This window comes from Pseudomonas arsenicoxydans (assembly GCF_006438915.1).
GTDB classification, from domain to species: Bacteria; Pseudomonadota; Gammaproteobacteria; order Pseudomonadales; family Pseudomonadaceae; genus Aquipseudomonas; species Aquipseudomonas arsenicoxydans_A.
The window spans coordinates 40,696-47,287 of sequence record NZ_RCZE01000023.1; the positions used below are offsets into that span (position 1 = coordinate 40,696).

Sequence of the window (6,592 nt, forward strand, 5' to 3'; positions counted from 1 at the left end):
GAAGCGGCCCCAAAAAAGGGGACTGCTGCGCAGTCCAACGGGGGCAAGCCCCCTCGCCACAAAGCCCGCTCCCACAAGGGATTACTGCCAGCCACACATTTTGTGGCCGGCCGGGTTGGTTAGTTGTCGTACCCGAGGTTAGGGGCCAACCAGCGTTCGGTCACGCTCAGTTCCTGACCTTTACGCGAGGTGTAGCTCTGCACCTGATCCTTGTCGATCTTGCCCACGGCAAAGTACTGCGCCTGCGGGTGAGCGAAGTACCAACCGCTGACTGCCGCCGCCGGGAACATCGCGTAGTGCTCGGTGAGGAACACGCCGCTGCGGCCGGCCTTGAGCTCTTCAGCTTCCGGGTCCAGCAGCTTGAACAGCGTGGACTTCTCGGTGTGATCCGGGCACGCCGGGTAGCCCGGAGCAGGGCGGATGCCGGTGTATTGCTCTTTGATCAGCGCCTCATTGTCGAGCGTCTCGTCCTTGGCGTAACCCCAGTAATCTTTACGCACTTGCTGGTGCAGCCATTCGGCGCAGGCTTCGGCCAGACGGTCGGCCAGGGCCTTGACCATGATCGAGTTGTAATCGTCGCCGGCTTCCTGATAAGCCTTGGCCACTTCTTCGGCACCGATGCCAGCAGTGGTGATGAACCCGCCCACGTAGTCGGTGACTTCGCTGTCCTTCGGCGCGACGAAGTCGGCCAGAGAGAAGTTCGGCTTGCCATCGGTCTTGATGATCTGCTGGCGCAGGTGATGCAGCTTTGCAATCGCCTTGCCGTCATCGCCATAGACTTCAATGTCATCGTCGCGCACCTGGTTGGCCGGCCAGAAGCCGAACACCGCACGGGCACTGATCAGCTTTTCATCAATCAGCTTGGCGAGCATTTCCTGGGCATCGGCGTACAGCGAGGTAGCGGCTTCACCGACCACTTCGTCCGTGAGGATGCGCGGGAATTTGCCGGCCAGGTCCCAGGAGATAAAGAACGGCGTCCAGTCGATGTATTCGGCCAGCACCTTGAGGTCGATGTTGTCCAGCACCTTGGAACCGGTGAACGTCGGTTTGACCGGCGCGTAAGTGCTCCAGTCGAACTGCGGCTTTTTGGCGATGGCGGCCGGGTAGCTCAGGCGTTCAGTGCGCGCGCTGCGGTTGGCGGTGCGTTCGCGAACGTCGATGTATTCCAGGCGGGTCTTCTCGACGAATGCCGGTTTCAGTTCCTTGGACAGCAACTGCGTCGCCACGCCCACGGCGCGGGAGGCATCCGTCACGTAGATCACCGCGTCGTTGCTGTACTTCGGCTCGATCTTCACCGCCGTGTGCGCTTTGGAGGTGGTTGCGCCACCGATCATCAGTGGCAGGTGGAAGTCCTGACGCTGCATCTCACGGGCGACGTGGACCATTTCATCCAGCGAAGGCGTGATCAGGCCGGACAAACCGATGATGTCGCACTTCTGCTCCTTGGCCACTTGCAGGATTTTTTCTGCCGGGACCATCACGCCGAGGTCGACGATGTCGTAGCCGTTACAACCCAACACCACGCCAACGATGTTCTTGCCGATGTCATGCACATCGCCTTTTACCGTCGCCATCAGGATCTTGCCCTTGGCTTCCGGTTTGTCGCCTTTTTCCAGTTCGATGAACGGGATCAAGTGAGCCACGGCCTGCTTCATTACACGGGCGGATTTCACCACCTGTGGCAGGAACATTTTGCCAGCGCCGAACAGGTCGCCGACGATGTTCATGCCGGACATCAGCGGGCCTTCGATCACTTCGATCGGGCGCGCGAACGACTGACGAGACTCTTCAGTGTCTTCAACGATGTGCGTAGTGATGCCCTTGACCAGCGCATGTTCCAGGCGCTTGTTGACCGGCCAGCCGCGCCACTCTTCGGTCTCGGCTTCCTTGACGCTGCCGTCGCCCTTGTACTTATCGGCGATGGCGAGGAGGGCGTCGGTGCCGTGCGGGGTGCGGTTGAGCACTACGTCTTCGACGGCATCGCGCAGCTCTTGCGGGATCTGGTCGTAGATCTCCAGCTGGCCAGCGTTGACAATACCCATCGTCAGGCCGTTGCGGATCGCATACAGCAGGAACACCGAGTGGATCGCCTCACGCACCGGGTTGTTGCCGCGGAACGAGAAGGACACGTTGGACACGCCGCCCGAGGTCAGCGCATACGGCAGCTCGTCGCGGATGTAGGCACAGGCGTTGATGAAGTCCACTGCGTAGTTGTTGTGTTCTTCAATGCCGGTGGCCACGGCGAAGATGTTCGGGTCGAAGATGATGTCTTCCGGCGGGAAGCCGACTTCGTTGACCAGAATGTCGTAGGAGCGTTTGCAGATTTCTTTCTTGCGCGCTTCGGTGTCAGCCTGGCCGGCTTCGTCGAAGGCCATCACGACCACCGCAGCACCGTAGCGCTTGCACAGTTTGGCGTGGTGAATGAACTGCTCGACGCCTTCCTTCATGCTGATCGAGTTGACGATGCCTTTGCCCTGGATGCACTTGAGGCCGGCTTCGATCACTTCCCATTTTGAGGAGTCGATCATGATCGGGACGCGGGAGATGTCCGGCTCGCCGGCAATCAGATTGAGGAAGGTCACCATGGCCTTCTTCGAATCGAGCATCCCTTCGTCCATGTTGATATCGATCACCTGGGCGCCGGCTTCGACCTGCTGCAGGGCGACTTCCAGGGCTTCGGTGTAATTGTCTTCACGGATCAGGCGGGCGAACTTGGCCGAACCGGTGATGTTGGTTCGTTCGCCGACGTTGACGAACAACGAGCTGCGATCGATGGTGAACGGTTCCAGGCCCGACAGGCGGCAGGCCTTTGGAATCTCTGGAATCTGACGCGGCGCATAACCGGCCACGGCCTTGGCGATGGCTTCGATGTGGCCCGGCGTGGTACCGCAGCAGCCGCCGACAATGTTCAGGAAGCCGCTTTGAGCGAACTCCTCGATGACTTTGGCGGTGTCCACCGGCAGTTCGTCGTACTCACCGAATTCGTTCGGCAGACCGGCGTTCGGGTGCGCAGACACATGGGTGCCGGCCTTGTTCGACAGCTCTTCCAGGTACGGGCGCAGTTCGCTGGCACCGAGGGCGCAGTTCAGGCCGACCGAGATCGGCTTGGCGTGGGCCACGGAGTTCCAGAACGCTTCGGTGGTCTGGCCGGAGAGGGTACGGCCGGAGGCGTCGGTGATGGTGCCGGAGATCATGATCGGCAATTCGATGCCCAATTCTTCGAACACACCTTGTACGGCGAAGATCGCCGCTTTGGCGTTGAGGGTGTCGAAGATGGTTTCGATCAGGATGAGGTCGGCGCCGCCTTCGATCAGGCCCTTGGTGGATTCGGTGTAGTTCTCCACCAGCTCATCAAAGGTCACGTTGCGGTAGCCGGGGTTGTTCACGTCCGGGGACAACGAGCAGGTGCGGCTGGTCGGGCCCAGTACGCCGGCGACGAAGCGTGGCTTGTCCGGGGTTTCCAGGGTCTTGGCGTCGGCGACCTTGCGGGCCAGGCGTGCGCCTTCTACGTTTAACTCATACGCCAGGCCCTGCATGCCGTAGTCGGCCAGGGAAATCTGGGTGGCGTTGAACGTGTTGGTTTCCAGAATATCGGCGCCGGCATCCAGGTAGGCTTTCTCGATACCACCAATCACATCCGGGCGAGTCAGCACCAACAGGTCGTTGTTGCCTTTGACATCGCTTGGCCAGTCAGCAAAGCGTTTGCCACGGTAATCCTGCTCTTCGAGCTTGTAGCTCTGGATCATCGTACCCATGCCGCCATCGAGAATCAGGATGCGCTCTTTGAGGGCGTGCTTGAGAGCTTGAAGGCGAACACTGCGATCGGACATTTGGACTACTCGGAAAGACCATGACGAAGGGGCGGGATCATACCAAACCTGTGTGCTTTTAGAGCATCACCCGGTTTTGCATGAATATCGTTCATGTTGGTGGGGTTGCCTGACCGGTAGAATCGCGGCGATTTTTTATGATTGGGACCAGGGATATGTCGTATCGCGTCATCACCAGCATGTTCATGCTGCTATTAAGCTGGGACGCCGCTGCGCAAGGTCCGGCCATTTCATCTGCGATTTCCTACAGCCGCGACATCCAACCGATCTTTACTGATAAGTGCGTTGCCTGCCATGCATGCAACGATGCCGCCTGTCAGCTCAACCTGGGCAGTGGCGAAGGCGCGGCGCGTGGCGCGACGAAAGTCCCGGTCTACGACGGCGATCGCAGCACCGCCGCCGCCCCGACCCGGCTGTTTTTCGACGCATTCGGCAAGCACGCGTGGCAACAGAAGGGCTTCTATCCGGTGCTCGACGCTCAAGGCAGCCAGGCTGCGTTGATGGCGCGGATGCTTGAGCTGGGCCATAAAACCCCGTTGCAACCCAATGCCAAATTGCCGGAAGACATCGTTCTCGGTCTGAATCGGGAAAACATGTGCGCCATGCCGGCGGAGTTCAACGGCTACGCCAGTTCGCATCCCAAAGAGGGCATGCCGCTGGCGGTCACGGGCCTTACCGATCAGCAATACCAGACACTGCAACGCTGGTTGGCGTCGGGTGCACCGATTGATGAGCAGGCGCTGATGCCGAGCGCGAAAGAAGCGCTGGAGGTGGTGCAATGGGAAAACCTGCTCAATGCGCCTGGCTCCCGGCAAAGCCTGGTGGCGCGCTGGTTGTTCGAGCACTGGTTTCTGGCTCACATCTACTTCAAGGACGGCGAGCCGGGGCACTTTTTCCAGTGGGTGCGCTCCCGAACGCCCACCGGCCAGCCGATTGACCTGATAAACACGCGCCGCCCGAATGACGACCCGGGCACCCAGGTGTATTACCGCTTGTGGCCGGTGCAGGGGGTGATTGTGCAGAAAACCCACATTACCTATCCGCTGAGTCCGGCGAAGATGGCGCGGATCAAAAGCCTGTTCTATAGCGGCAACTGGCAGGTCAACGCCTTGCCGGGCTACGGGCCGGAGCGGCGGGCCAATCCGTTCGCTACCTTCGAGGCGATTCCGGCGCAGGCGCGTTATCAGTTCATGCTGGATAACGCTGAATACTTCGTGCGCACCTTCATTCGCGGCCCGGTCTGCCGTGGCCAGATTGCCACGGACGTGATCCGCGATAACTTCTGGGCGCTGTTCCAGGCCCCGGAACACGACCTCTATATCATCGACCCGAACTACCGCGGCCAGGCCACGCCACTGCTGGCCATGCCAGGGCAGAACGATGACGTCGGCAGCGTCTTGAGCCTATGGCATGACTACCGCGACAAACGTAACGAATACGAAGCACTGCGCCGGGACAGCTACGCCGAAGCACCGGCGCCCAGCTGGTCGACCTTGTGGGCGGGGAACGACAACGCGCTGCTGAGCATCTTCCGCCACTTCGACAGTGCGTCGGTTAACAAGGGCCTGATCGGCGAGGTACCGCAAACGATGTGGCTGTTCGACTTCCCGCTGCTGGAGCGTACCTATTACCAACTGGCGGTCAACTTCGATGTGTTTGGTAACGTCTCCCACCAGGCCCAGACCCGCCTGTATTTCGACCTGATCCGCAACGGTGCCGAGCAGAACTTCCTGCGCCTGATGCCGGCCGATTCCCGGGACGGCTACCTCGACGATTGGTACCAGAACAGCGGCAGGTTCAAGATGTGGCTGGATTACGAGGCCATCGACGACGACACGCCGACCGCGCTGAAACTCGACGAAAAAGACCCCAAGCGTGATTTCGCCCTGCAGTTGCTTTCCCGTTACGGCGATCTGAATGCCAGGCCCGACCCGATCAATCGCTGCGACGGCGCGTATTGCTCGCGGCCGAACATCGACCCGGATTTGCAGAGCGCCGAACAGGCCCTGAGTCGCCTGACGTCGCGCCCGGCAGCCGGGTTGAAGGTCATCGACCAGTTGCCGGAAGCGACGATGTTGCGCATCGAAACGACGAGCGGCAAACGCGAGGTCTACAGCCTGCTGCGCAACCGCGCACACAGCAACGTAGCGTTCCTGCTGGGTGAGTCGTTGCGCTACCAGCCGGGCCTCGACACGCTGACGATTTTCCCGGGTGTACTCAGCAGTTACCCGAATTTCATGTTCAACATTCCGGCGGATCAGGTGCCGGCGTTCGTTGATGCAATGGAAAATGCCAAGGACACCGACAGCTTTGAGAAAATTGTCGAACGCTGGGGGATTCGCCGCAGTCATCCGCAATTCTGGTTCTATTTCCACGACCTCAGCCGCTACGTCCACGAGACCGACCCGGTGGAAGAGGGCGTGCTGGACATGAATCGCTACGAAAACCTCTGACTCCCCGCAATCCAATGTGGGAGCAACTGTCTTGATGACTTTATTTTTAAGGCTTATCGGAAGACAGCTGAACTCCCACGGCTCCAGGCCATGCAAATTCCTTACAAAACACGCAGCCTGTTTAGGCTGCCTGTTCTCGCCACTCAGTTTTCTCTCGAATCATGGCATTCAGCCGTATCAACAACACTCGCATGCAGGCGATCAGCGCTACTTTGGCGCATTTACCTTTCTGGCGTAATGCTTGATACCGAGCCTTGAACTCAGGCTGTCGCCGGATCACCACCCAACAGGCCATGTACATCGCGCGAC

2 protein-coding genes and 1 pseudogene are annotated in these 6,592 nt (G+C 59.8%); 1 reads left to right on the forward strand and 2 read right to left on the reverse strand.

Going from position 1 to position 6,592, the window contains the following annotated elements:
• Nucleotides 1–119 precede the first annotated feature (119 nt).
• Nucleotides 120–3,830: a methionine synthase gene (metH, locus tag EAH78_RS31035; RefSeq protein ID WP_140672022.1), complete on the reverse strand. Its 3,711-nt coding sequence runs from the start codon at nucleotides 3,828–3,830 to the stop codon at nucleotides 120–122.
• Nucleotides 3,831–3,985: 155 nt separating this feature from the next.
• Between metH and EAH78_RS31040 the strand changes: the two genes are divergently transcribed.
• On the forward strand, nucleotides 3,986–6,283 hold the full coding sequence (locus EAH78_RS31040; protein ID WP_140672024.1) for a fatty acid cis/trans isomerase: 2,298 nt from the start codon (nucleotides 3,986–3,988) through the stop codon (nucleotides 6,281–6,283).
• 121 nt (nucleotides 6,284–6,404) lie between these two features.
• On the opposite strand, the pseudogene EAH78_RS32515 reads toward EAH78_RS31040, so the two are convergent.
• Nucleotides 6,405–6,592, reverse strand: a pseudogene (locus EAH78_RS32515) (IS110 family transposase); the annotation flags it as partial.